This window comes from Pseudoalteromonas ardens, from assembly GCF_030125445.1.
Taxonomy (GTDB): domain Bacteria; phylum Pseudomonadota; class Gammaproteobacteria; order Enterobacterales; family Alteromonadaceae; genus Pseudoalteromonas; species Pseudoalteromonas ardens.
Map to the genome: position 1 here is coordinate 1345633 of NZ_JASJUV010000001.1, position 25268 is coordinate 1370900.

17 protein-coding genes are annotated in these 25268 nt (G+C 47.5%); 6 read left to right on the top strand and 11 right to left on the bottom strand.

From position 1 onward, the window contains the following. The first annotated feature begins 40 nt into the window (after positions 1–40). Complete coding sequence (locus QNM19_RS04935) at positions 41–1420, top strand: pyridoxal phosphate-dependent decarboxylase family protein (RefSeq protein WP_284026413.1); 1380 nt, start codon at positions 41–43, stop codon at positions 1418–1420. A gap of 50 nt (positions 1421–1470) precedes the next feature. Here the strand turns inward: QNM19_RS04935 and QNM19_RS04940 are convergent, their stop codons facing one another. Next, positions 1471–4965, bottom strand: a complete 3495-nt coding sequence (locus QNM19_RS04940; protein ID WP_284026414.1) for a PKD domain-containing protein — start codon at positions 4963–4965, stop codon at positions 1471–1473. 396 nt (positions 4966–5361) lie between these two features. On the opposite strand from QNM19_RS04940, the gene QNM19_RS04945 reads away from it, so the two are divergent. Beyond that, positions 5362–7410: a winged helix-turn-helix domain-containing protein gene (locus QNM19_RS04945; protein ID WP_049863720.1), complete on the top strand. Its 2049-nt coding sequence runs from the start codon at positions 5362–5364 to the stop codon at positions 7408–7410. A gap of 49 nt (positions 7411–7459) precedes the next feature. Here QNM19_RS04945 and QNM19_RS04950 read toward each other — a convergent pair whose 3' ends face one another. Beyond that, positions 7460–9646 (bottom strand): carbohydrate binding family 9 domain-containing protein, encoded by a 2187-nt coding sequence (locus tag QNM19_RS04950; RefSeq protein ID WP_049863744.1) that lies wholly within the window; start codon positions 9644–9646, stop codon positions 7460–7462. Positions 9647–9815: 169 nt separating this feature from the next. On the opposite strand from QNM19_RS04950, the gene QNM19_RS04955 reads away from it, so the two are divergent. Further along, positions 9816–10856 carry a S66 family peptidase gene (locus QNM19_RS04955; RefSeq protein WP_049863721.1) on the top strand — a complete coding sequence of 347 codons (1041 nt, stop codon included), beginning with the start codon at positions 9816–9818 and terminating at the stop codon, positions 10854–10856. A gap of 155 nt (positions 10857–11011) precedes the next feature. Next, complete coding sequence (locus QNM19_RS04960; protein WP_284026415.1) at positions 11012–12226, top strand: alkaline phosphatase family protein; 1215 nt, start codon at positions 11012–11014, stop codon at positions 12224–12226. 876 nt (positions 12227–13102) lie between these two features. Here QNM19_RS04960 and QNM19_RS04965 read toward each other — a convergent pair. Both QNM19_RS04965 and hutH read right to left on the bottom strand, forming a co-directional pair. Continuing rightward, positions 13103–15115, bottom strand: coding sequence for a urocanate hydratase (locus tag QNM19_RS04965; protein ID WP_049863723.1), 2013 nt, complete (start codon positions 15113–15115; stop codon positions 13103–13105). A 13-nt stretch (positions 15116–15128) separates the two neighbouring features. Further along, a complete protein-coding gene (gene hutH, locus QNM19_RS04970; protein ID WP_049863724.1) occupies positions 15129–16622 on the bottom strand; it encodes a histidine ammonia-lyase in 1494 nt (497 codons plus the stop codon). A 153-nt stretch (positions 16623–16775) separates the two neighbouring features. Between hutH and QNM19_RS04975 the strand changes: the two genes are divergently transcribed. Continuing rightward, positions 16776–17696, top strand: coding sequence for a LysR family transcriptional regulator (locus QNM19_RS04975; protein WP_284026416.1), 921 nt, complete (start codon positions 16776–16778; stop codon positions 17694–17696). Between the two features lie 61 nt (positions 17697–17757). Here the strand turns inward: QNM19_RS04975 and QNM19_RS04980 are convergent, their stop codons facing one another. Then, the gene (locus QNM19_RS04980) at positions 17758–18357 is read right to left on the bottom strand and encodes a hypothetical protein (RefSeq protein ID WP_049863725.1); all 600 of its coding nucleotides are present in this window, start codon (positions 18355–18357) and stop codon (positions 17758–17760) included. Between the two features lie 374 nt (positions 18358–18731). Beyond that, positions 18732–19031: a helix-turn-helix domain-containing protein gene (locus QNM19_RS04985; RefSeq protein ID WP_335339077.1), complete on the bottom strand. Its 300-nt coding sequence runs from the start codon at positions 19029–19031 to the stop codon at positions 18732–18734. A gap of 309 nt (positions 19032–19340) precedes the next feature. Here QNM19_RS04985 and QNM19_RS04990 point away from each other — a divergent pair, with 309 nt between their 5' ends. Further along, entirely contained in the window at positions 19341–19631 is a 291-nt protein-coding gene (locus QNM19_RS04990; RefSeq protein ID WP_049863728.1) for a helix-turn-helix transcriptional regulator, read from the top strand. 123 nt (positions 19632–19754) lie between these two features. Here QNM19_RS04990 and QNM19_RS04995 read toward each other — a convergent pair whose 3' ends face one another. From QNM19_RS04995 to QNM19_RS05015, 5 genes are all read right to left on the bottom strand, one after another. Continuing rightward, positions 19755–19961, bottom strand: a complete 207-nt coding sequence (locus tag QNM19_RS04995) for a hypothetical protein (RefSeq protein ID WP_156202194.1) — start codon at positions 19959–19961, stop codon at positions 19755–19757. Positions 19962–20099: 138 nt separating this feature from the next. After that, positions 20100–21203, bottom strand: coding sequence for an OpgC domain-containing protein (opgC, locus tag QNM19_RS05000; RefSeq protein ID WP_284026417.1), 1104 nt, complete (start codon positions 21201–21203; stop codon positions 20100–20102). Positions 21204–21716: 513 nt separating this feature from the next. Continuing rightward, positions 21717–23030: a M12 family metallo-peptidase gene (locus QNM19_RS05005; protein ID WP_049863733.1), complete on the bottom strand. Its 1314-nt coding sequence runs from the start codon at positions 23028–23030 to the stop codon at positions 21717–21719. Further along, positions 23027–23737 (bottom strand): hypothetical protein, encoded by a 711-nt coding sequence (locus QNM19_RS05010; RefSeq protein WP_049863734.1) that lies wholly within the window; start codon positions 23735–23737, stop codon positions 23027–23029. Before QNM19_RS05010 ends, QNM19_RS05005 begins: the two co-directional genes overlap by 4 nt. Positions 23738–23866: 129 nt before the next feature. Continuing rightward, complete coding sequence (locus QNM19_RS05015; RefSeq protein WP_417711780.1) at positions 23867–25240, bottom strand: coniferyl aldehyde dehydrogenase; 1374 nt, start codon at positions 25238–25240, stop codon at positions 23867–23869. Positions 25241–25268: the final 28 nt, after the last annotated feature.

Sequence of the window (25268 nt, forward strand, 5' to 3'; positions counted from 1 at the left end):
ATCACGTTACAGTGAGAGCGTAAAGTTAAAAGGAGCCATCATGCATTCATTATTTTCTCAGCCGTTACCAACCTATACGCAGTTGCTTGCTGCGCTGGAGCAAGCATGCAATGAGTTTAGGGACTCGCTTGATACCCGCAGGGTAAGCAATCCAAACGTTTGTCTGGAAGCTCGAACGCTCGGCGATCAGCCTGCGGGATTCGAGGCATTCAGCCAGATTTTTAACGATGAAATCGCACCACAGCTTTCAGCAAGTAACGGCGGGCGTTACTGGGGCTTTGTCACTGGGGGTGCCAATCCTGTTGCGACTTATGCCGACTGGCTGGTCACCTTGTATAACCAAAATGTATCGAAAGGGGGAGATTCGGTTGCAAGCCAGGTAGAACGTCAGGCTATCAAGTGGTTAACTGAGCTATTTGAGCTTCCCGCGATGTTTGAGGGGGTGATGACCACAGGTGCGACAGCCGCCAATGTGTTGGGCGCAATGACAGCCAGGCAGGAGGCTGGACTAAGGCAAGGGATAGATGTTGCGAAAGTCGGGTGCAAAGATTTGGACTGTACAGTGTTTGCCGCGACGCCTCATGCCAGTATGGTTAAAGCACTCGGGCTGGCAGGGTTAGGCCAGGAAACCTGGGTCCAGATTGCCCGAGAACCCGGCACCGAAGCCATGGACACGCGCGATCTAGCCCGAAAGCTGAGTGAGTGTTATAGTCCGGGAAAAATCGTGATCGCCAGCGCCGCAACGGTGACCGGAACAGATTATGACGACCTTGTCTTGGTAGCGCAATTATGCCGCCAGCATAAGGCCTGGTTACATGTGGATGGCGCATTTGGTATTTTCGAGCGACTGCTTACGGGCCCAAATGGCAAAACACAGGGGATTGAACTGGCTGACAGCATAACACTGGACTGCCACAAATGGTTAAATGTGCCCTATGACTGTGGCGTCTTTTTAACTCGCCATCCGCATACTTTGTTTGCAACCTGCAATGTGGATGCACCTTATTTGGCAAACAGTGAAGAGGCGTTTCCTTTTATGTCTTTGGGGATTGAAAACTCAAGACGCTTCAGAGCGTTGCCTGTCTGGGCTACTTTGCTCGCGTATGGCAAACAAGGTATCAAGGCGCAGATCCAACGTAATGTGACACAGGCCGCGACTTTGGCTAACTGGATTGACGCCTCACCAGCATATGAACTGGTAAAAGCCTGTGAGCTGAATGTGGTTGTGTTCTCGGCCAGCGCAGCACATGCCCATGATACGGAGGCTTTGTTGGCACAGTTAAACGAGTCAGGTCAGGTGTTTATGACGCCGGGCAGGTGGCAGGGGAGCCCTGTGATACGGTGCGCATTTAGTAACTGGCGTACTGAACAACGGGATGTCGAGTTAGCAATCTCTGAGCTATCCAGGTTAGCAAACTAAGGGGAAATGGCGACCCCTTCAGGTGTGAAGGGATCGCGCATGATTACTACTTAGCGGCGCATATCTGCATCAAATCGCATATATGAGCTGGTTGGGTCGTTTTCAGTGGCTGGGTCCGGTTCCATCATTTTCAGTACTGATACTTTCCAGCCATCATCGAGCATTGAGCTTGGCGAAATGACATAACCTTCAGCACCAAGCCCGGAAGTTGGGGTGTTTGCCATCAGCATCAGTTGCCCCTGATTCACAGACCAGGTAAAGGCGCGTGTTTTACCCTCAGTGACCATCTCTGCTAAGTTCCCGCTATGGAACTCCACATACATAGTCTGATCGCCATTAATAAGTGCATAGCGCTCATACATCAGAGTGTGGCTATCAAACATAGGTTGACCAGACATAGGTTTAACACGCTGTACTATGCCCAGGTCATTACCGTCTTTCCATTGGATCACATCGCCGTTCAGGAACATAGCAAACCGATTATCGCTGTCTGCGAGCTGGTTCAGTTCAAACGTTAGCTCAGTTTGGCCGGTGCTGGCATCATAGCTAAAACTGCCATAGTTGATTCCTGCCATGGCTGGATTTTCACTTTCGAAGTCCGCTTCAAAGAACTTGTTACCAGGCATAAATACCGACACCCAGATCCGGTTCTGATCGAGCGGATACTCCACGTAGGCACCCACTAAGGGGTTATTTGCGTCTACCAGTCGAGTGAAAGTGAACGAGGGCTCACCCTCAACATCGACCGTCAGAGTATTACCATCGATCATCATGGTGTGTTTGAGTGCAGAATCAAAGCCATACGAGCCATTCGCGTCAAATACTTTATCGACCATGAACTCACCTGTGCTGTCATTCCAGCTGGCATAACCGACTTCCAGACCTGCCATCGCATCAGGTGTATCATCCGATTTAAGTTCCATATGCACCCATTTACCGTCCCGGATAACCACTACAAAATCGGGCTCGTTAGGGTCATACCAGGCGCCGTTCAGCGGATCGGTTGAGTAAACCGGCACTGGGGAAGTTATCATATTGGCTTTACTTGCTGCCTGACCATTAAGGTAGTAGGTCATTTCCTCACCCTGGTCGCAGTTGGTATCTAATGGGTAATTGCAGACCTTAATATAGTCGCGATCAAAGCCCTTCAGGTCACTCACTGTGACCGACCCAGACTCATCAGAATGTAGCTTGCCTGATTTAACGGAGTAAGTGCCAATTTCACTAAAGTTGCTGTCACGAATCACCCGGGTAAAGGTGTCATCGTCGCTGTAATTCAGGAAGTAGTATTTTAGCTCGGCCTGAAAACCGCCGTTCAGGATGTGGAAAATACGGTTATCCATCCACATATAGTCAAATTGGGTAAAGGTCGTACCGGTTTTCATGTACTTGAGCATGTAGCTGGAACCAGGGCCTGGGTCAAATGAATTAGTAAAGCTATGGCGTACGTACCAGCTAGTGTTATCCATAGAGATAACCTCATAGTGATTACTGGCATTGACTGAGCAGCTCTCGGGTGTTGCGCCCTCAGGGCACTGATGGACATTACGCTGATTCATGCTGTCATAGTAGGTATTGAGCGACAAGGTGCGGCCATCAATTTCCCAAACCTGAGTGTACTTGTTCAGCTGTGTATAGCTGACACCATTGACAAAGTTGTCGAAGAAATAGTTTTGCGGCAGGTTTGCCCCAAAGTAAGGAACAAAGCGTCCTTGTGCCATCGCATCGTTCAGGGTGACATTTTGCTCAGGCATCATGATGCCAGTGCGATGACGGTGCGTCATTGACGCCATTTTGTCTGGCTCGGTGGCCACAGCATCATCGGTGATTGCCCAGAACTGAAAACCACTTTGCAGTGACTTTAATAACCAGTAGGTGAGCGTTTGTGCTTCCATAGTGTCAGTTTTGGCAAGCATCACAACCAGGTTATTGGCACTCACTTGCCAGCTGAAATCACGCTCGGTGCCATCTGGTAAGGTTGATTTACCGGTGCCATCCTGGTTGAACATCATCTTGCCTGTTTGCGGTAGATAGTACTCGTTGCCGGTTTCACCCGCCATCAGGTAGTACATTTGGTCAAAGTGCCACACTCCCTGCATTTGCCCAGCAGTGGGGGTAATAGTGTTGCCACGCACAACCATAGTAAAGTCTTCAGTGTCAGATACATCCGCATTTAAAACAGTATCATCATCGGCTTTGATCTCATCTCGCACGCCAGTCAGGCTGATTGCTTTGGCAAAGTCATTGTCATCGTAAATGCTAAAAGTTGCCGTTTTGTACCGTGAGTAGCAGGTATAGTTCATGCCTTCGGCATTTTTACAACTGTGCCTGGGTGAGAAAATACCGTCACCAAAAACAATACTCACTGCTCCGTCAGTCGCCTGTGTCCAGGTGATGGCTCCGCTTGTATGGTCGGTGAAAGTACCAGTCCCGTCTTCGTTCAAGGTCATTTCCGTAAAGTGGCTGCGGAAGTATCGTGTTGAACCAATCAGGTAGGAACCAACGATGGATCCTTCACCATTATCAACGAGCTTGTCGTCGTTTTTGATCGACTCTTTGGTTGTCTCAATTAACGTTGGATCGGAGTCATTGATTGTATTCGTTAGCTCATCAATAGCACCTTGGTTTGAAACCAGTTCGAAGGTATTGTTTACCCCCGTGGGCAATGAGAATTTGGTATCGCCGCTGCCATCGACAACCAATTTTATCAGTGCTGATAAGGTCAGTTTTTCGTTGGCATCAACACCGACCAGGGCATTGTTCAGCTCGTCCGTGGTTTGCGGTACACCGCCTACTGAGCGTGTAACCAGCGCATACTCTGCGGTTGTGACATTGGTGATGTTCACACCAAAGTTTTCGCTGCTATTAACTATGCCGTCATCTCCGGCCTGAGTCGCGACAGTTGCAAAACTCTCCAGTTGTGAATAGAACTCGACATTCTCCTGGTTGGTTCCACCATTGGCCTGAATGCGGATGAGTCGGTTAACGGCGGAATCATCAACATCAAGTTGGATGGTGTAAGTACCATCGTTACCTGCGGTCGCCGGGAAGGATTCATCGCCTACGTAGACCATCAAAGAGGCATTCGCGACCGGTGCATCGGTCACGATACCGTTAAGTGTGACTGATCTCACCAAACGTTTAACGGTGAAGCTTTTCGTGGCTGTGGAAGTTGCACCATCGTCATCTGTTACGGTCACCGCAATAGTCATGGCGGTATCTGTGGTTACTTCGGGCGTAGTGAAGCTGACATCGCTGGTGGTGCTGTTGTTTAATGTCGTTGTCGGGCCTGATGTGATACTCCAGCTGTAGCTGGCGATTTCGCCATCGCTGTCTGTCGCATTGGCTTTAAGCGACACTGCCGTTCGCTCAAGTGCTTCGCTATCGCCAGTAATACTGACCGAGGGCGCTTGGTTTTGTACACCAGGGTCTGGGTTAGGATCCGGGTTAGGGTTGGGTGATGGGCCGCTATCTGATGAGCCACCGCACCCAGCCAATATGGCTGTCAGGCCAGAGGCTATTAGTAATAATTTGAGACTTTTCATAAACACACCTGTTTTATTTAGCGAAATGAACTCGCCTTTCCTTTGGTTATTTAGTGAGCAGGGTAAGCATAGTTTATAAGTCGAAAAAGTGAACTTTAAATGGCCGGAAATCTCAGCAATACCAGTGATACAGGCTATTGTATGCAATTTTCTTCAAAGGGATTGAGCTTTGACCGAATTTTGTTCAGATGAGGTGGGTTTTTGCAATGATTTTTCACTGGCGGGTTGCAAAGCAATGAGATGATCATAGACTAAACCCTAACGTGTTTCGTCATGGTTTCCCTCGCTGTCGGCGAGTACAAAGACGTAATAGCAAAAGAATAATAACGAGCCCAAATTTGCCAGCTTTGAGCTACCTACCGGGTAGTGACATGGCAGAGGATTGATGAGAAATCCATGGATTTTATACAAATTGGCGAGTTTCGCCTCTACCAACACACCAATGAGCTGATTAATGATGAGCGCCGCATTACACTGGATCCGCGGCAGCTCTCATTACTGACCTTTTTTATCAACAATCCCAATCGAATTATCGGGCGGGATGAATTGCAAAACGCAATCTGGCAAGGCTCTATCGTAACGGATAATGCCATCAACAAGTTAGTCGCCAATCTGAGAAAAGTGTTTTGTGATGACCCTAAGGCGCCTCAATACATCCAAACCGTGCCTAAACAAGGTTATCGCTTTATTGCGCCCATCAATTCAGGTGTGGAGGACATTTCAGCTTCGTCGGTACACTCCGTAGCGCAAAAACCTGCTTTATCGCGTTATCTGTTGTTAGGCATAGTGGTGCTGGCTGGATTGCTGAGTAGTCTTGCCTGGATTTATGGTCGTTCACCGTCATTACAATATGGGGAGAGTCAGGCGCTGAGCCGGGTTAGTGGCGGCAAGATGTTTCCTATTGTGCTGGCATCCCAGTCTCATGTTGCTTTTTTAAATGTCACGGCGGATCAAGGGCGTAGTTTGTGGGTGGCCGATTACGAGCGTGACAATCGAGCTTTACCACGGTCTGTTGATGCCCCGGGTTATCATTTCCAACAATTGCTCGGTAGTCAGGGTGAGTATTTGGTTTTTAAAGGCTACTATCAGCAGCAGTGTGGTTGGTTTAAAGCCAGGCTGGACCTGGCAGCACAGCAACTTGTTCCCCCGTCAGAAGCTTTGTATAACTGTGATCTTATTTATCATGACAGCATTTATGTTGCAGGCGAAGACCGCATATATTCACTGGCTCATGAACGTCGTTTCGAGCATAAAAACGATTTATATACCTTTAATTTCTCCGGGGATATCAGTAAATTGCCAACCGAGCTGGAATCGACATGGCGACTGGCCTACCTGGATGCCCACCCGGACACAAGTGAGCTGTTGCTGACAGCACACACCAATGACGGAAACAGCAGAGTGATCACTTATGATCCAGGAACGGCAGAGCAAGCCCTACAGATTGCCCGAACCGGTCTGATGCACGGCGCGATTTGGGACCACAACCACAGTGGGATTGTATTCTCCTCGTCTAGTCCGCGAACTCAGATGTATCATCAGTCTTTCACAGATAGCCAGCCGACTTTGCTCAGTAGCCTCAGCGATAAAATCTGCTGTAATATTGCTCGTCACAGTAATGGTAAAGACTATATCTTCACAACTTATGACAAAGACATTGAGCTCCAGTGGCTGGAAACGGGCTTTGTGCTGGATAATAGTAACGGGCTGGACCGTTCGCCTCGTTTAGCGCATACCGACACCGGTGTGTATTTTATTTCTGACCGTTCTGGCAGCTCACAGGTGTATTATCAGAAGCCACAGGAGCAGGCCAGACCGCTTCCCAGACTACCCGATCACGCGCGTCTGAGGGATATGGCTTTGTCACCTGATGATGAGTTTTTGCTGATCAATCACGACAACCATGCTATGTGGCTGATACCCACCAATGAGGCACAGCAAGGTAATACCTTATTTTTTGATGGCTATATTTATCAGCAAAGCTGGCTGAGTAATAGCTTGTTTGCGTTGTCTGTGAAGCAAAATGAGCTAAAACGCGTGCAAATTTACAATCGCCAGATGCAGCAAGTTGCGCAGCTGCCACAGGGTTGGATAACGGCATTTACCGATCCTGCAACGCCCGAGTATGTGTATCTGACAGACATGGAACATGTCCTGTATCGCTTTGCGTTTGCCAGTATTTTGAATGGCATTGATCAGGCGCAGGGAGAAAAAATAGGGGAACTGGAGCCTTTCTCAAATTTGGAAATAGAAAATGGCATAGTGTATTTGATGACCAAAGAGTGGCACGAGCTGGCCCGATATAAACTGAGCGATGAAGGGTTACACCCTTTGTCTCGCCAGGACATCGGCTCCTATATGGGGTTTGATGTGCGTGACGGGCAAGTGATCTATGGTCGTAAAGCGGCTTTCAGAAGTGATGTTTACAAGACGGTAGCACGTTAACAGCAAAGCGCGTTGCCAGAAGCTGTGCAACGCGCTTTGCGACTTATGTTTACCATCTATAGGTGTAGTTCAGTTTCACGGCCGTTTCAGAAAATACGGCCTTTTTATCGTGCCAGCCATCTTCTAAGTCATAGCCTTTGTTAATACTCAACTGATACAACTCATCTGGCGCTGGTTCATAGCGTAGTCGGCTAAAGAGTGAGAAACTGTCCGACTGAGTATTATGCTGTAATAGTGAGTTCCAGGACCACTCGCTGTTAAAGGCAATATTCACTTTTAGCCGAGTATTGTACATGTTGCTCTTCTCGCCAGCGCGTTCGTAGTAGTACATATGGCGGCCAAGTTGCACATATAAGTGTTTATTCGGCCGGGCGTTCAGTGTCATGCTATAGCGTGTCAGGTCCGCATCAAAAAAGTCGCCTTTGACAATTCGACCACTGGCAAAGACCGGCCGATCGCTTGCTGTTTCATAAAACACTGTCCATTGATTGTAATCATACTCACCCTGGGCAAACTGAATGTTGTCACGAAACTTGAACGGGTCTTTGAGCACTTTGTTGTACATGTCGTAGCTGATGTGAAAATAATCATGAGATTTGGTTTGTATTATCAAAGGTTGTAAAAACAACTGCTGACCTTTCTTTTCGCCATCAGTATTTTCCCAGCGTTTATAATAGGTTCTGAACTGATAAAGGTTGAGGTTGTCACCCAGCCAGCCTGTTTGCGGGCGCACCCGGTAGTGACTGGTAAGGTGATAGTATTTCAGGTCTGTGCGATTCACAAATCCCAGTGCCGGGTTAAAGTCCTTACCGATATAACGATACTTGGCGTCCAGATAAAATCGGTCATTCGGCATTTTGAACGCCAAACCATACGCTTTACTGTCACTGTCGGGGAGGTCATTTGGCAGATCAATAGACTGGTAAAAGGCGTTGGCAATCAATTGCTCTTCACCAAATATGATATCTTCAAAGCGATAATCCATCCCACTGAGTGTTTGACCGGCGCTGTCATCGGCAGTGCCATGGGTGAAAATGGCACCCAGTTGATGGCGTTCGCCAATGTGTTGTTTGGCTCTGGCGACACTGAGTTGAGTGGTTTCTGCTATGTTACCGTCGCGTTCCTGGTTGACGCTCAATACGCCCAGATCGGTATTGCCAATTCGGCCTGTGAGTTTTGTGCCCCAGTTAATATCCAGTACACCCGACTGTGGGCCCTGACCAATACGGCGAGAATAAAATGGCATACCGTTAAAATCGTTATCGTCCATTCCACCAAAACGAAATATCTGACTGTCCTGTAAAAAGAAGTCGCGCTTTTCACTGTAGTACTGGCCAAAGCGGGTCATGTTCATTTCTATTTCGTCGACATCTGTGCCGGAGAAGTCGGTATTGAGTGTTAACTGACCGGTCAGGCTGGGGGTAAACCGGTAAGTGGCATCCAGCGAAGGCTCAAAACTGCTCTCCTCCAGTGAGTCTTTGTATGCAAGGCCGGGTTTTACTTCAATGCCTTTGCCCTGATCTAGTTCGCGCAGTCCGGAAATCGGCGCGGTTTGTGATGCATGCCAGCCTGATGAATTGGGGTTATTTAGGTTCCAGTATGATTGCACATAGGGACTGGAGAGTTTATGGCGCAATTGTAACCCCCAGTTTGGAGCATCCGGGTCGAAAGACAATGACTGCATGGGAATGGCAATTTCTACCGTCCAGCCATCGTCCTGCTGTTGGGTTTTGGCGTACCACAGAGTTTTCCATTCTGCGATATATTCAGTGCCATTAACCAGGCCATCTTCTCGTACGCCCGAAGGGGTAACATGAAACAAATAGCCATCGGATTTATCATGGTTGGTGTCGAGGATCAGGCCAAAATAGTCTTCGTTCCAGACTCGCTCCCCCTGGGTAAGCACTCTGTCCGTGATCGTGTCAAAGGGCTGCGTAATTTTAGCGGCAACGTAAAAGAAGTGTTCATCATAAGCCACATATGCCGTGATCGGGTACCTTGGGGTGCCGCCAACCGTGGGACGGAATTCAACAAAATCTGTGACTACTCGCGCATTTTGCCATTCTGTGGCAGTCAGTTCACCGTCTATATCAGGTGCCACACTGAGGCGTGGGATTGTGGTGTCGTTTTGCGTAAATTGCTGCCAGGGACGAATAGTCTGGGGCGATTGTTGTGCGTTACTGCAAGCTGCGTATAGAGAGCAAAGGGCTAAGCTTAGTGCGTTCAACTTGTTCATTGTTTTATCCGTTTCGTAAAAAGCTGGCTCCATTGTTGTTGAGGCGAAAACAAAAAGCGTGAGAAAGGCGCGAAATAAGGTGACAAAGTGAGGAAATTATGTGACAAATACCTGCCTAACGTTATGAATTAAATGGTTTTAAATTTTAAGTATGTAAAAAGGACAGCTTATGCACTATCCAGCTCCTCTTATCTCAGGAAGTACCATTGCGGTTACCGCATTTTCCAGCGGTGTTGCGACACCTTTGCATCCCCGACTTGACCTTGTCTTAAGTGATCTGGCACTGCGTGGTTTCAAGGTACTCGAAGGGCACTGCTTACGTGAAGATAAGTTACATGTGAGCGCGCCGGTGGAGAGACGTGTGGATGAGCTGATGCGGTTTTTACTGGACGACCAGGTGGATGCGATTATGGCACCCTGGGGCGGAGAGATTGCGATGGACCTCTTGCCTTTGCTGGACTGGCAGGCCCTGCAACCGGCTCGACCTAAATGGTTGATGGGGTTTTCAGATATCAGCACTGTGCTCAGCGCGTTTTCCAGCAAACTGGGTTGGGCAACTTGTCATTGCACTAACCTGATGCAGTTGTCTTTGGCACAAACGGATGCATTGACGGCAGATACTTTCACGCATCTGCAAACGTCAACGGGTGGGACATTTACACAGCGTAGCGCGCCTTTCTATGAATTAGGTTACAGCAACTATGCGCAAGACAGTGAGGCGGTTTTTAATCTGGCTGAGCCAAGCCGTTGGCAAGTACTGAATGATAAAGCGCATCATACCGGGCCTGTGTCGTTTCAGGGGCGTCTGATCGGAGGATGCCTGGATACACATATGTTGATGTTTGGATCAGAGTATTTTGATCCTCAGGCGCTGCTCGAGAGGCATCCTGATGACAAACTGATCTTTTACTTTGAAAACGCCGAACAGTCTCCTACAGCCTACTATCGGGCTTTGCAGAGCCTGAAGTTGCGCGGTGCATTTGATCATGCTGCGGGTATCCTCATTGGTCGCAATGCGGTAACGGACAATGCTGGTAAGGCATTTGATGGGGATACTGCGGTGAAAATGGCCTTGGGAGACCTGTCTGTGCCTGTTATTACGGGTGTTGATGTCTCCCATGTTGCGCCTAACATGGTGCTGATCAATGGGGCACTGGCAGAGGTGAGTCGTGATGATGAACAGTGGACCCTGGTTCAGCATTTGCGTTAAACAGACAGTGTCAGTCCGGGGCGAGTGTGGCTCGTCCCGAAAATATGTTGCTGGTCGTAAATCCCTCTTTTTTCGGTAAAAGGTCCTTCATTTCATTCATATTTTAGTTTTATGGTGCCCACGCTGATTTATTGTTTCAGGAACAAAAGGGTATCATGATTAAACACGCGTTATCGGTTTTACTCCTCTTTATTACGCTTGTGTCTACACTGGCCTTGGCCAAAGGGCAGGGGGCAGAGCAAAGTGTAGTGATGATTTCACTGGATGGATTCCGCTGGGATTACATTGAAAAACACAAAGCAAAGAACCTTGCGGCGATTGCTGCACAAGGCGTCAGAGCCGAGTATCTTGAGCCTGTGTATCCGACCAAGACCTTCCCCAATCACCTTTCTATTATTACCGGCTTGCTGCCATCTAACCATGGCATTGTCGGCAACCATTTTTGCGATAAAAACCGTAACCAGTGTTATAAAATGGGCTACGGTCAGGACGACAGCTCCTGGTTAAAGGGGATCCCGCTTTGGAACCTGGCTGAAATGCAGGGGCTTAAGGCTGCAACCTACTTCTGGCCTGAATCAGATGCTCGTATTAATGGCATGACGCCCAGCTATTTTTACCATTACTCACAGCACAGCGATTACCAGCAGCGTATTGATCAGATAGTGCAATGGCTCAAGTTGCCTGCGCAGAAACGCCCGCGCTTTGTGGCAGGCTACTTCTCGCTGGTGGATACCATGGGACATGAATTTGGCCCGGATGCACAGCAAACCTATCAGGCTGTCCAGAAGGTTGATAAGCTGGTTGGCCAGCTTGCAAGGCGCATTCAGCGTGAGGTAGAGCAGGACGTTAACCTGATCATTGTGTCGGATCATGGAATGGCTCAGCTGGACCCGGACAAGAGTTTGCAATTGTCAGACTTGGGAGTGGATCTGAGTAACTTTATCGTTAAAAACAGTGGTACTCAGGTCTGGTTATATAAAAAGCCCAAAGCCCGTGTAAACCTGGATGCAATGCGTGCTCAGTTGCTGCGCAATGCTCGTGGCCGTTATGACATCATCAGTGAAGAAACACTCAAAAGCCGCGGTGTGACAATCAATGAAACGACTGCCGATATTGTGATTGAAACTCAGGCGCCGCGTTATTTTGCTTATGATGAAAAAGACCAACACTATGGTACTCATGGTTTTGCCATCACGCAGGATATGCACGCAACCTTTGTTGCTATGGGCCCTGCCTTTAAACAGGGTACACAGATTGGCCCGGTGAAAAACCTCGATATCTATCCTGTCGTGGCGCAGGTCCTGGGTCTTGAACTATTGTCTGATATAGACGGCACAGGTGCGTCTTTACTACCTGCACTGCGTCATTAATGGGTATAATACCAATTTCACTTAATACTTGGTCTATTTGAAGGAGCAAATAGGACGCTAACAGCGTTAAAAATTTCTCATTTAGAACAACTAAATAGCAAAATTTTTGCCTTGTTATCGACCCTATTTTCTCGCCTCAAAACAGATCACTTAATTAAGCAAATTGGTATAAATGGAGGTGTCTGCGGTGGCGATTTTTGCCCTGACGTCACCTCTGTGCCGAATTTTAACGCGGATGGTCGAGCCTGGCACCTTTATTCCTGAGTTACTAACAAGATAACCACAAAATCTGTGGGTAAGTTAATCAATGTTAGTTAAATCAATTGGATAGTCACCTTCGGTTAGGGGGTTCAAGCCGCTTCTTGGCGCCAGACTTATCTCTCCTGAAGAAGATACAGCGATCACCTGCTGTTCAGTCATCAAATCTATTACGGTTTGGAGGGTCATAGTGTCTGTTTTGACACCCTGGAGTCTGAGCGACGATATGGGCAAAGGGGCAGGATGGCAGCTTAACAGGTCAGCGAGGATTAAGCGGTACAAAAGCTTTTCTGCGCGAGTCATAGCGTATAGCCCCATCAATATCATAACAAAGCTATGTTAGTTCATACCGTCAGCTTCTACCATCTGCATTGTATAAAAAAGAGCCAGAATCTGGCTCGTGGTCTGATAATACATGACATAATTGGATAATGTCGTTGCACATAATGCTTGCGCGATGTGGCAGTAAGATGCGTAAACAGTGACAGTTAAAAGTCGCTATCAGGCCAGCTCCGCGCTGAGTGTTGATTGAAACGCACGTACTGCACTTGGTTAAGTGCAACGGATACAAAAATGGCTACCCAAGGGCAGCCATTTTTTCATACCGTTCATCAGCGTTTAGAGCGACAGATTATTTAAAATCTCATCATCCACACCATTTGGCAGTGTCACTTTAAGCTTAGGTGTACGAGCCATTTCGCGTTTAATGGCGAAGTTAGCTTCTTCGTTGCGGGCCCAGCTACGACGTGCAATACCATTGTTCACATCGAACAGGAGCATAGACTTCAGGCGTCGCTCAGCATCGCTGCTGCCGTCCAGCACCATACCAAATCCACCGTTGATCACTTCACCCCAGCCAACGCCACCGCCGTTGTGGATAGAGACCCAGGTTGCACCACGGAAGCTGTCGCCAATGACATTGTGAATGGCCATGTCCGCTGTGAAGCGGCTACCGTCATAAATGTTCGAGGTTTCGCGGAATGGTGAATCAGTGCCACTCACATCGTGGTGGTCACGACCCAACACAACCGGGCCAATCTCGCCGCGCTCGATGGCATCGTTAAAGGCCTTGGCGATTTCCATCCTGCCTTGCGCGTCGGCGTACAGAATACGCGCTTGTGAGCCAACAACCAGTTTGTTTTGCTTGGCATCTTTGATCCAGGTGATGTTGTCCTGCATCTGCTGCTGGATCTCTTCTGGAGATTCCGCCATGATCTTGTTCAGCACTTCTGCTGCGATGGCATCGGTTTTGTCCAGATCGGCCGGGTTGCCAGAAGCACAGACCCAACGGAATGGACCAAAGCCGTAGTCAAAACACATTGGACCCAAAATATCCTGTACGTAAGACGGATATTTAAAGTCGATGCCGTTTTCGGCCATCACGTCGCCACCGGCACGAGATGATTCGAGCAAGAAGGCATTGCCGTAATCGAAGAAGTACGTACCACGGGCAGTATGCTTGTTCACCGCATCAGCGTGACGCTTAAGCGTTGCCTGTACTTTTTCTTTGAACACTTCAGGCTCTTCACGGATCAGTCTGTTTGACTCTTCAAAGCTGATGTCGACTGGGTAGTAGCCGCCTGACCAGGGGTTATGCAGCGACGTCTGGTCTGACCCCAGGTGAATGAAAATATCCTGCTCATAGAAGGTTTCCCAGACATCGACAATGTTGCCGATGTAGGCAATTGATACCACTTCTTCGTTCGCCTGTGCTGTTTTAACACGGGCAACCAGTTCATCCATGTTATCGATGAGTTCATCTACCCAGCCTTGCTGGTGACGTTTAGTCGCAGCTGCGGGGTTAACCTCGGCGCAAACGGTAATACAGTTCGCAATGTTACCCGCTTTTGGTTGCGCGCCACTCATGCCGCCCAGACCAGCTGTCAGGAAGATCTTACCTTTCGGGCTGTCGCCTTTTTCGAGCACTTTACGGAACGCGTTCATTACCGTGATGGTGGTGCCATGAACAATACCCTGTGGGCCAATGTACATGAATGAACCTGCTGTCATCTGGCCGTACTGAGTGACACCCAGTGCATTGAACTTTTCCCAGTCATCAGGCTTTGAATAGTTCGGGATCATCATACCATTGGTAACGACCACGCGTGGTGCGTCTTCGCTTGACGGGAACAAACCCATCGGGTGACCAGAGTAAATGTGCAGTGTCTGGTCGCTTTCCATCTCGCTCAGGTATTTCATGGCCAGCAGGTACTGGGCCCAGTTTTGGAATACCGCGCCGTTACCACCGTAAGTGATCAGCTCTTCCGGGTGCTGAGCAACTGCCGGGTCCAGGTTGTTGTCGATCATCAGCATGATGGCAGCAGCTTGCTGACACTTAGCCGGGTAGTCGCTTACCGAGCGTGCTTTAAGAGCATAGTTAGGCTTAAAGCGGTACATATAGATACGGCCAAAGCTTTTCAGTTCTTCGGCAAATTCAGCTGCCAGTTCCTGATGCCACTCTTTCGGGAAGTAGCGTAGCGCATTGCGCAGCGCCAGTTGCTTTTCGTCGGCTGATAAAATGTCTTTACGCTTCGGGGCGCGGTTGGCGTCAGCCGGGTAAGGCTTAGGCGCAGGCAACTCGCTGGGGATCCCTTGCTTAATTTGGTCCTGAAAACTCAGTGTGGTGGTCATTGTTATTTTCCCCTTAGTTAACCGTAAATGCTTGTGACTTAACCAATGTTACCATGTGATCAATGTCTGGCTTAAGCAATCTGTCTTCTTCAAGTTTGGCGACTTTGCTGCGGATCAGCGCAAAGTTTTCTTCGATCAGGTCTGAGCAGGTGTTAGGGCGTCTGAACTCAATAGCCTGGGCTGCATACATCAGCTCAATGGCAAAGATTTTATCCAGGTTACCCAGGATCTGGTTCAGTTTACGACCTGAAATACTACCCATAGATACGTGGTCTTCCTGGCCCATAGAGGTCGGTACACTGTCTGCCGATGGTGGGAAGCACAGTGATTTGTTCTCGGTAACCAGGGCTGCGGTGGTGTACTGCGGGATCATCATGCCCGAGTTGAGGCCGCCAGAAGTCGTTAATAAGCGTGGCAGGCCATGTAAACCTTCAAGTAGCAAATAACAGCGACGATCTGAAATGTTACCCAATTCCGCAGCGGCGATTGACGCGTAATCCAGTACCATGGCCAGAGGCTGACCGTGGAAACTACCACCTGAGATAGCTTCTTCGCTGCTGATCACAATGGGGTTGTCCGTGACTGAGTTCATTTCAATTTCAGCCAGCTCTTTTAGGTGATTGTAGGCGTTACGAGACGCACCATGCACCTGCGGAATGCAGCGTAGTGAGTACGGGTCCTGTACGCGATCGCACTCTTCGTGGTCCGCCATATTCTGAGAATCTTTAAAGAAGCGGCGCATGCGCTTGGCCACTTCCAGGTTACCGGCGAAAGCACGGATCTGGTGCAGCTCTTCACGGAATGGCGACTGACTGCCCTGCATGCCTTCAATACTCATGGCACCGGCCAGATCTGCCAGGTCCAACAAATAGCGCATTTTCGTAAGCGCTGTGATGGCATGTGACAGAATAAACTGAGTACCATTGATCAGGGCCAGACCTTCTTTTGCGTGCAGCTCCATTGGTTCAAGGCCGTGTTCTTTCAGCGCTTCGGCTGCGGGTACGATTTTATCTCCCTGCCAGAATTCACCTTCGCCCAGTAAAGGCAGGAATAAGTGAGACAGAGGCGCAAGGTCGCCTGATGCGCCTACCGAGCCTTGCTCTGGTACGACTGGGATCAGGTCCAGCTCAATGAACTTTAGCATCCGCTCAACGGTTTCCAGACGGATACCTGAGAAACCCTGGCTCAGCGCATGGACCTTGGTGATCAGCATGAGTTTAGAGATCGGCTTAGCAATTGGTTCGCCAACCCCAACGGCATGGGTGATAAGCAGGTTTTTTTGCAGCAGATTGGTTTCTTCTGGTGAGATTTGCGTGTCGCACAGTGGGCCAAAGCCTGTGTTAATACCGTACACAGCCTCGTCGGATGCGGCCATTACGTCAACATTGCTACGGCTGGTGTTGATTTTATCCAGCGCTTCCTGACACAGCTCGGCTTTAATGCTGCCATCGGCAATGCCGTTGACTGTGTCCAGGTCCAGACGATCGATACCATATCTAAACGTCATTTTATTCTCCTAAATATCATCTTGTTACATGCAGATGTTGTTTTTATCCCGCAATCCTAACTTGCTGTGGTAGTTTTATAAATGCATAATTATCGTAATTCATTCCGGTATTATCGAACTAAAAAGTATCGAACTCAATGAGGTGAGTATTTAATGCAGGTACAAGACGTTGATTTAAGGTTGCTGCGGATCTTTGTCGCCATAGTGGAATGTGGTGGCTTGTCGGCCGCTGAGTCGCGCCTGAATATAGGCCGTTCAACCATTAGTTCGCACCTGTCGGACCTGGAAGTACGTCTGGGTCTGAAACTATGCAAACGCGGGCGCAGCGGTTTTGAGCTGACCGAGCCGGGCAGGGTGACCTATCAGGCGTCTTTAGAGTTGTTACAGCAATGCGAAGCTTTTGCCAGCACAGTGGCCAGTTCTAAAAACGAACTTTCAGGACGGGTAACCATTGCCACCATAGATACTATGGTCAGCGATCCCCGTTGCGGCGTGGCACGGGCCATTTCAGCACTCAAGGCGCGCGGGGGCAATATTCAGTTTGATATCCATGTCTGTGAAGCCCGCGAAGTCGAAACCTCAGTGGTCAACGGACGCTCTCTGGTTGGACTGGGCGTAAGTCGCCATCAGCTGCGCGGTTTAGATTATTACCCGCTGCATAATGAGTACAACTATTTATATTGTGCGCAGGGGCATCCACTGTTCGAACTACTGGAGGGGAATGAGGCCGAAAGCGACTGTGCAGAATTAGAGGCGTTATTGGCCGAAGCTGAGGTGATCACCAGTAACTACCTGCGCGACAAAGAGGTGCGTAATGATGGCCTTAACTATCAAAACAGCGCCATAGCCTATCATGACGAAGGCATTGCCCACCTAATTCTTTCCGGCGAGTTTATCGGTTACCTGCCCGAGCACTACGCCAGCTACTGGGTTGATAAAGGCATGTTCAGAGCCATACAGCCAGAAAAATACGCCTATCAGATCCCGGTGATGCTGATCACCTCAAAAAGCAATACGGCATCGCCCTTAGCCGAGGCATTAATTGAGGAAATAAAGCGGGTGCATGCAAGTTAGCAAGGTTCATAAAAATTAATGCCAGTCAGTTTTGCTGACTGGCATTATTTTAATAGTCGGTTTAAGAGGTTTTAGGTTCTTGTGTACGGTTTTGTCTTGCTGATAAAATCATCATAGTAAGTAAAGTTCCGCTGCATAACGCATATGCAATATAAACCAATCCTTCGAAATTATCGTAAATGATTGTCCAAGACTTCATTTCAAAGTAGGACCAAGCGATGTTTTCCAACAATGCTAGCAGGTTAACGAGCACTAGGTAGAGATAAATCCAATGGAACACTCCGTCAAAGTGAGTCAATTCAATTTGTTTGGACTTTGATATCATTCGAGAAACTTGAACTCGAAATATCAGCAGTAGTGCAATTGACAAACTGACAATTAATTGGACCCCATAAATAATAGTTCCTTGCAATAACTTATTTTCACTGGGTGTGATGTAGTTAATAAAGCCCTCAGAGAAGGCAATATAACTAGAGCCCGTGAGCACCAGTATAAAACTAGATATGTGGGTCATATTGATGTCTCGAGTGACAACCCCGAAAACTAGAGATAAGCCTAACAGAGCTACATACATGGGTGTAACCAAAAGCGGATCCCACAGTTGTATGTAAAAAAAAGCTACCGAAACAATACTGAGCAAAATCAAATTAGAGAGTTTCATAACCTACCCTTGTGAGCTTTCTTCTGTATATTTTGGAGGAATATCAAGGCGTGCAACTCTAGGTGGTTTGAATGGCGTACCGCCACCCGATATTGTACTGCAGATATTATTGTCTATCGTGTGAAGGAACACGCATTTCATAGCTGGCTTTTTTGATCCGGTGCCGCCTGTAACTAATGAGCTAGTACCATTATTCAGTTCTGTGACAGTTTGAGTTCCGAGTCCATCGGGTCGGTAGAGTCCGCAACCCGCCACAAACTTCTTTTGCCCACACGTTAAGCTTTTATCATTACTCAGGTCATGACTCATTTTCCGGTCAGTTAGTTGTACCAGAGAAGCCAATGTAGTTAGAAGTGTGAGTGGGCGTATCTTTTTCATTTTTCGTCATCCTGTAACTTTGACGCATCATGGCGGTTTAAACTGCCACTAATTTGTCTGATTTCATTGAGTAAAGATCGCGTATCTATTTTGCATAGCATCAGCCAGCGAAAAAGTTGCCTGGATTTGATGTCACTGACACCCTGCTCATAGTTACTGATTGTTTTACGGTCGCACTCTAACTTTTTGGCCATCAGCTCCTGGGATATGCCGGCGTTTTTCCTCATTGCCTTTAAATCATCGCCATCAATCACGTCCTTTTTTCCTTTTTTATTGTAATGCGGAGACTTTTCCACATTCGAACGAACATAATCTTAACAAGAAAGTCGCAATGTTAATACAAAAAGGGAACATGTCAAACTGACGCAAGTTAGAGATATCAAGTTATCTCGTTGCCATAGCAACACTAACAGCCGTGCGGGACTGTGAGTTACACGATATTTCTTAACGTTAAAAAGGTCAACAGGGCGTTTACATTAGTTGCGGTTTTTCTGACAGTTGAAACCAAGGATACACCTGAAGCGGTATTTTTCAGGTGTACTCCTTTAATAAATCAGGTCAGCATTTGGGCAAGCTGACACACAAACGTGTAAAAGGATTAGGCGATGAAAAATGATGCGTTTGCCAGGAAACAGCGGATTGATAAACTGATGAGACGATTGCAACGCAACCTGCGGCAATTAAGGTATAAAAATAAGCTCTCTCAGGCGCAGCTGGCTGCCAAGCTGAATGTTGATCAGTCTACTATCAGCAACTTTGAGTCGGGCCGCTCAGTGATGACCATAGAGCAAGTATATGAGTTATACATACTGTTTGGCGATGACTTTTCCTGCCCGGATATCTCTTTTTCTGAGCATAGTAAGAGCATAAACAAGGGAGATTGCTTTCATGAGTAAGGCGTTAGACTTAAAGATTGCGTAAGTGTTTGCTTCTCGGTAACCGTTTACATAAAAAACCAGACTCTGGTCTGGTTTTTGACAACTCACACTTAATTAAAGCATGGTTTAAGTTTTTTCTGTTTAGCACATAGCGGAGCGACCGCAATACGTTGCTGCAACATTAGTATGTTTTGCGCTGTCACAGGTGTTGATTTCGTGAGTCCAGCAGTGGTTTGACCAATAGTCTGTTACGCGACCGCCTGCGACAGCGGGAGTTGCATCCTTTGGCATTTGCTTGTTAGTAGCACTCAGAGATTTGAAGCTCTTTTTCTTTAGACCTAGTTTCATATAATAATCCTTTAATTTTTTTGTTAAAAATGCTCTGTGAGCGTGACAAATTTAATATACCTTTAGTTTTCGTGTCAATATTTTGTTTTTTATGGTTTATTTTGTGTGAATTTTTACCTGGGTTTGCCATGAAGTTTATTAACTCTGGCTCATGATGTTTACTCTATGATGGTCCCTACGGCGAAACTTTCGCCAGCTTTGATCAAGTTTAGCCGGAAGTGCGAGCAACGCCACAAAGCTGGCACATACCAACAGATCCCAGTACCAATGTGCAGTGGTGTATTCATGGCTCCACGGCAGCAGAAAGTAAATCACGACGCAGTGAAAGGCAAAAACGGGCAGGGCATGCTGGCCGATAAATACTGGATATCTGAGCGTAAAGAACCACCGAAAACGACGCATCAAATGCATTACCAGATACACGCTCAATAGCAGGTTAAACTGATAGAGCAAAGAGGCGCTGCCGTGGCCGCCATAATAGGGCCGCATTAATTGTGGATAGCCATGCTTGAGCAGTAAAAAGAAGCCTATACCGCTCAATAGCAACACCCGTACCGCAGGTGTAAATGTAAAGGTATGGCCTTTATCAAACTTCAGATAACTCAGCACAACCCCCATAAAAAAGTAAATCTGCCAGGCGAAAGGGTCAAAGTGACTTACGTTTAATTCGATGTCATTAAACACCAGGCTAAATGGGCTTGCTAAAAATTCTGCGGTGACAAACTGGGCCAGCAACCAGACTAAAAACGAAACTGTCACGACATACATCAGTTTACCTTGTTTGAGGGCCACAATAGCCAAAGGCAGAAATATCATAGGTACTAAATAGAGGATCAGGATATCGTGAAAGCCCGGGTGTTCGAGTAGTAATATAGCCGACAAGGCACTTTGTATGGGGTTGTTAAACCAGTTAGCGGCATTAAAAAAGCCCGACCAGTGCGTGACATATAAAGGCAATGAGAGCACCAGCGAAAAGCAAATCAGGATGGCACTCAAATGAAATCCATAGATCACCAGACAACGCCGCCACACTTTACGCCGCAACTCGGTGCGATTGTTTGCCAGCCGACCATATACCAGATAAGCAACAAACCCGGATAAAAACACAAACCCCTCGGCTGCCGAGACAAACCCCAGCGGAGTGCGGGTAAATTGCGTGACAAAACTGCCAAACAAGTGGTTGCAGGCAATGATGATAAGCAGCCAGCCTCTGAGGCCATCATAGCTTAAATCTCGGCTCATGTTCTCTCCTTAAACCTCAACGGCACAATGGGTAAATGGGGAGCTGATATTGCCGATTTACAGATTAGGTACCATTGACCAGTGATATATCTATTATTAGGTACAAAACTTATCGTATAGACTAGGGAAGCACAATTGAGATTCTTTAATATGCCTGTCTGATTCTTCTTTTGCTGGTATTCGGGTGAGTTTAGGTACCTGTTAGTTGATGCAAATGACTCGTATGATTTGAATATACCGGTGTTTACCTCAGATTTGAGCGGCTTGTGCGTGTTTACATATCCCACGTCAACCGGCGCGATAACAATAATTTGATGGTGTAACAGGATAAAGTGCTCAAGCCTGAATGCGGTTCACGCGCAGGTTGACAGTGAGATTGCCGGAGCTAAGATTCAAGTGCGTGAAATAGGCTGGATACTAACTTGCGCAAGCATCCAGCTTTTGATCTCCCTGTTGGCTCATCACCAGTTAACACTGGAAGCTGTCAGGTCATTGAGCCACTCGGGTTGCTTGCTAGATCAATGCTAAAGTTGAAATCAGCGCTGCAATGTTCAAACACCGATCAGGGCGTATCAGGTTCGTATGCGTTTGCTCCAGCTCATCAAGCTGATGGCAGCTGGCAACATTATTACCCTGTAAGTTGATCGTTGAGTCAGGTGATAGCTGATACAAGGCGTCAAGGTTAACAATGCGGTTATCACTCAAATCAACAAATGGCGCTTCAACGACTGGCCATCCACCCGGAGTCGGTCTGACAATGGTTGAGTGTAATCCTGTTATGCCCTCCAGGCCATCAATAGAGCCAATATCAGATGCCGTACAACTGATACTCGTAATTCGGTTGATATCGTACAAACTACTACCAGGCGTGTAGGGGTAAGTCTGTGAGATACACGCACGTAAATTCGAATCACTGTAATTCAGGGTGTGTACGTCTGGGGTTGCGTGAGCCGCAAAGTTAGTACGAAAATCTCTTATAGATCTGGCCGCATTTCCCAGCAGTGCATTACCACAAGGACCGGCAGAACCATTTTCACCGCAGGCAATATCGACTACGTCCGGGTTGGAAAAAATACCAACAAAGGTCGTCGCGTTGCGTCGGCTCCAGTATTGCAAGTAGTTCCCCACCATGATGGTTCCAAATTCACCATCATCGCGTACCTCGTCCTCGAATGAGTCACCAACAGAAGCCTGGGAGACTATTCGTCCCCATCCTTTTGAGTATGCATGGTAACTCGAATTATGACTTGTGCTGCCCAATGCTTCGGCAACTTGAGCACCATGTGATAAACCGAATACATGGCCAAGTTCGTGGGCAAATGTATCGGTGCTACAGTCGTAGTCAACGATGACGGTAGAATCCATGAAGTCTACCGCATTAATTTCATCCATATTTCTGCTGACTGTATTGGCTATTCCGCAGTAAGCTTGTCTATCGTCACCTGTCAGGCCATTGTCTAAGCTCGGCACGACGGCAATGGTATAATCGGCACCAATCTCGTCTGCTCTGTTTTCAAGGTTATTAAAACCATTGATTTCACGTCTCATATTGTTAAATATGACGCTTTCATCTGAGTCAGCAGCCATATTACTCATGACGGTTTCAGCTGAGTATAAACTCATCGCAATGTTTGAGTCAGAGAGCATTGTATTGGTCTCAAGAATCCATCGTTCCAGTTCGTCCCGGATGGTTTCTTCTGAGCGCCAGTTGTTGATCAGGGCGTCATCTACGACAAAGCGAACACCCACCTCTACATTGGCTAAAACGCTTGTCGAGGCTAAACATAGTCCCGAAATAACTGAGTTTATTATACTTTTTTTCATCATTTTCTAATCTTTTCCTTATGGTTTTCAAGTCCGTATAGTTCTATATATTCCTTGTGAGACATCATTAGTATTTGATTCTCGACTGACTGAATATGGTATCGAGTGCCATCAATTGTAATTTTACCCCGGATACCCGTATCACTGTATGTAAGCATCATATTAGTCAGGTTACTGCCATTGTTGAGCTTAAATGATAAATGTTGATTGCCGCTGCGGGCATGGTTTGCTGATTTTAGTGTGGCTTCAATCTGCGTGTTTAACAGAGTCAGTTTTGCCTTTTCACCCACTTGTAAAGTGGTCAACGGCATTAAATCCCCAGAGTATCTCACCGCATGCGCACTGAAGGCCGGATCGATATTAGGCAGTGGGGTAATCGCATTAGAAGCGACGGTATTGATTTGCAAAGAGGGAGCTGATGAACTGTCAAACTCATCATTGGGTGCATCACTATGCGCTGTTTCTGGCACATGATTAGATAATGCAGCGGTCGGTTCAATGCCATTTTTGTCAGAGACGACTGGCAAAGAAGCTGACTCGTTATTCTCGTTATTATGTAATTCGTTTGATGATATTTTGTCGGCTTGCAAAGCCGCTTCTGCAATTATAGCAGACTTATCAACAGCAGCAGGCTCATTGGTAGCACACTTTGACAGCGCAACCATGGCGATCACCAACGCTGCGAAAGCAGGTAAAACAGTTTTTTTCACAATCCTTTTGTCCAACTATGGTAAGTGAATCTTATTTCAGTAAAGCGTAATTTTCCTGATTTTAATGGTAACACTGTAGACCGATTTTTGAAACGGTCTTTGATTTAACGTATATAAATGGATGTGCTGCTATCTCAAAACATACTTTCGGAGCACTTTTAACACCCAATCCCGATGCTTGAGTACAAAGCGGTTTTTAGGTAGCCAGCTGCTAGAATACAGGACCGTTTTAGCCTTGGAAAAGGTTAAAAATCCTTCGTAACCATGGTAATGGCCCATCCCTGAATGGCCCACACCACCAAAGGGCGCGTCGTCGGCAACTACATGCATGGTGGTATCATTAATACTAATTCCACCGCTGTGGGTATGGCTGATCAGGCGTTCAATCAGTGCTGAACTATTTGACATAATATAGAGCGCCAGTGGACGTGGCCGGGCTGTGATGTAGGCTATGACCTCATCTACAGTGTCGTAGGTCATCACAGGCAGCAAGGAACCAAATATCTCTTCTTTCAATACCGCCATATCCTCAGAAAGGTTGGTCAGCAGGTGCGGGTAAAAGCGTTTGCCATCTCCGGGCTCAGCTGCTTTGACGGTATGTACAGTCGCTCCTTTGGCTTTAGCATCGTCCAGCAGTTGCAACAGGCGGGTATGCTGACGCTCGGTAATGATATGACTTTGCAGATTGCTGTTGTTGCTCTGCAGATGATATTCCCTGTAGCGGGCAATAAAAGTATCGATGAACGAATCAAGGCGCGCGGCGGGCACAAAAATGTAATCCGGGGCCACGCAGATCTGCCCGGAATTGATAGACTTGCCCATAATCACTGCATCCACGGCGACCTTCATATCTATCTCTTGGTCTATGATGGTTGGCGATTTTCCACCTAGCTCGAGAGTGATCGGGGTCAGATTGTCTGCAGCAGCTTTAGCGACCAGCTTGCCCACCGAGGTTGAACCGGTAAAGATCAGGTGATCGAACGGCAGGGCGGTGAAAGCCGCGCCAATATCTGCATCCCCCTCCACCAGGTGAACATGATCGCTGATGTCATCGAGTATAGTGCGCAGTACCTGATTTGCAGCAGGCGTAAACTCACTCATTTTGACCATCACACGGTTCCCTGCGGCCAGAGCCTGAACTGTGGGGCCCAGCGCAAGGTAAAGAGGAAAGTTCCAGGGGGTGACAACACCCACCACACCTAGTGGTTGATAGTGCACTTTCACTTTGGAGGGAGCGAGCATGAGTCCGGCATGACGTTTTGAAGGCTGCATCCATTTTTTCAGATGTTTAATGGCATATTTAATGGTTGCTATGGTTGGCATTAGGTCGGCAAAAAACGTATCGAACTCACTGCGATAGCCATAATCCTTTGATAAAGCCTGATAGATCTGTTGTTCATGATTGATGAGTGCACGTTTCAGCTTTTTGAGTACAGCTATGCGCTGCGCATAGTCGGGTGCCGGATCGCGGCTATAGGCAGACTGCATTGCCTGAAAGTTCATTTCTAGCAATGTGTGTTCAGATACTGTG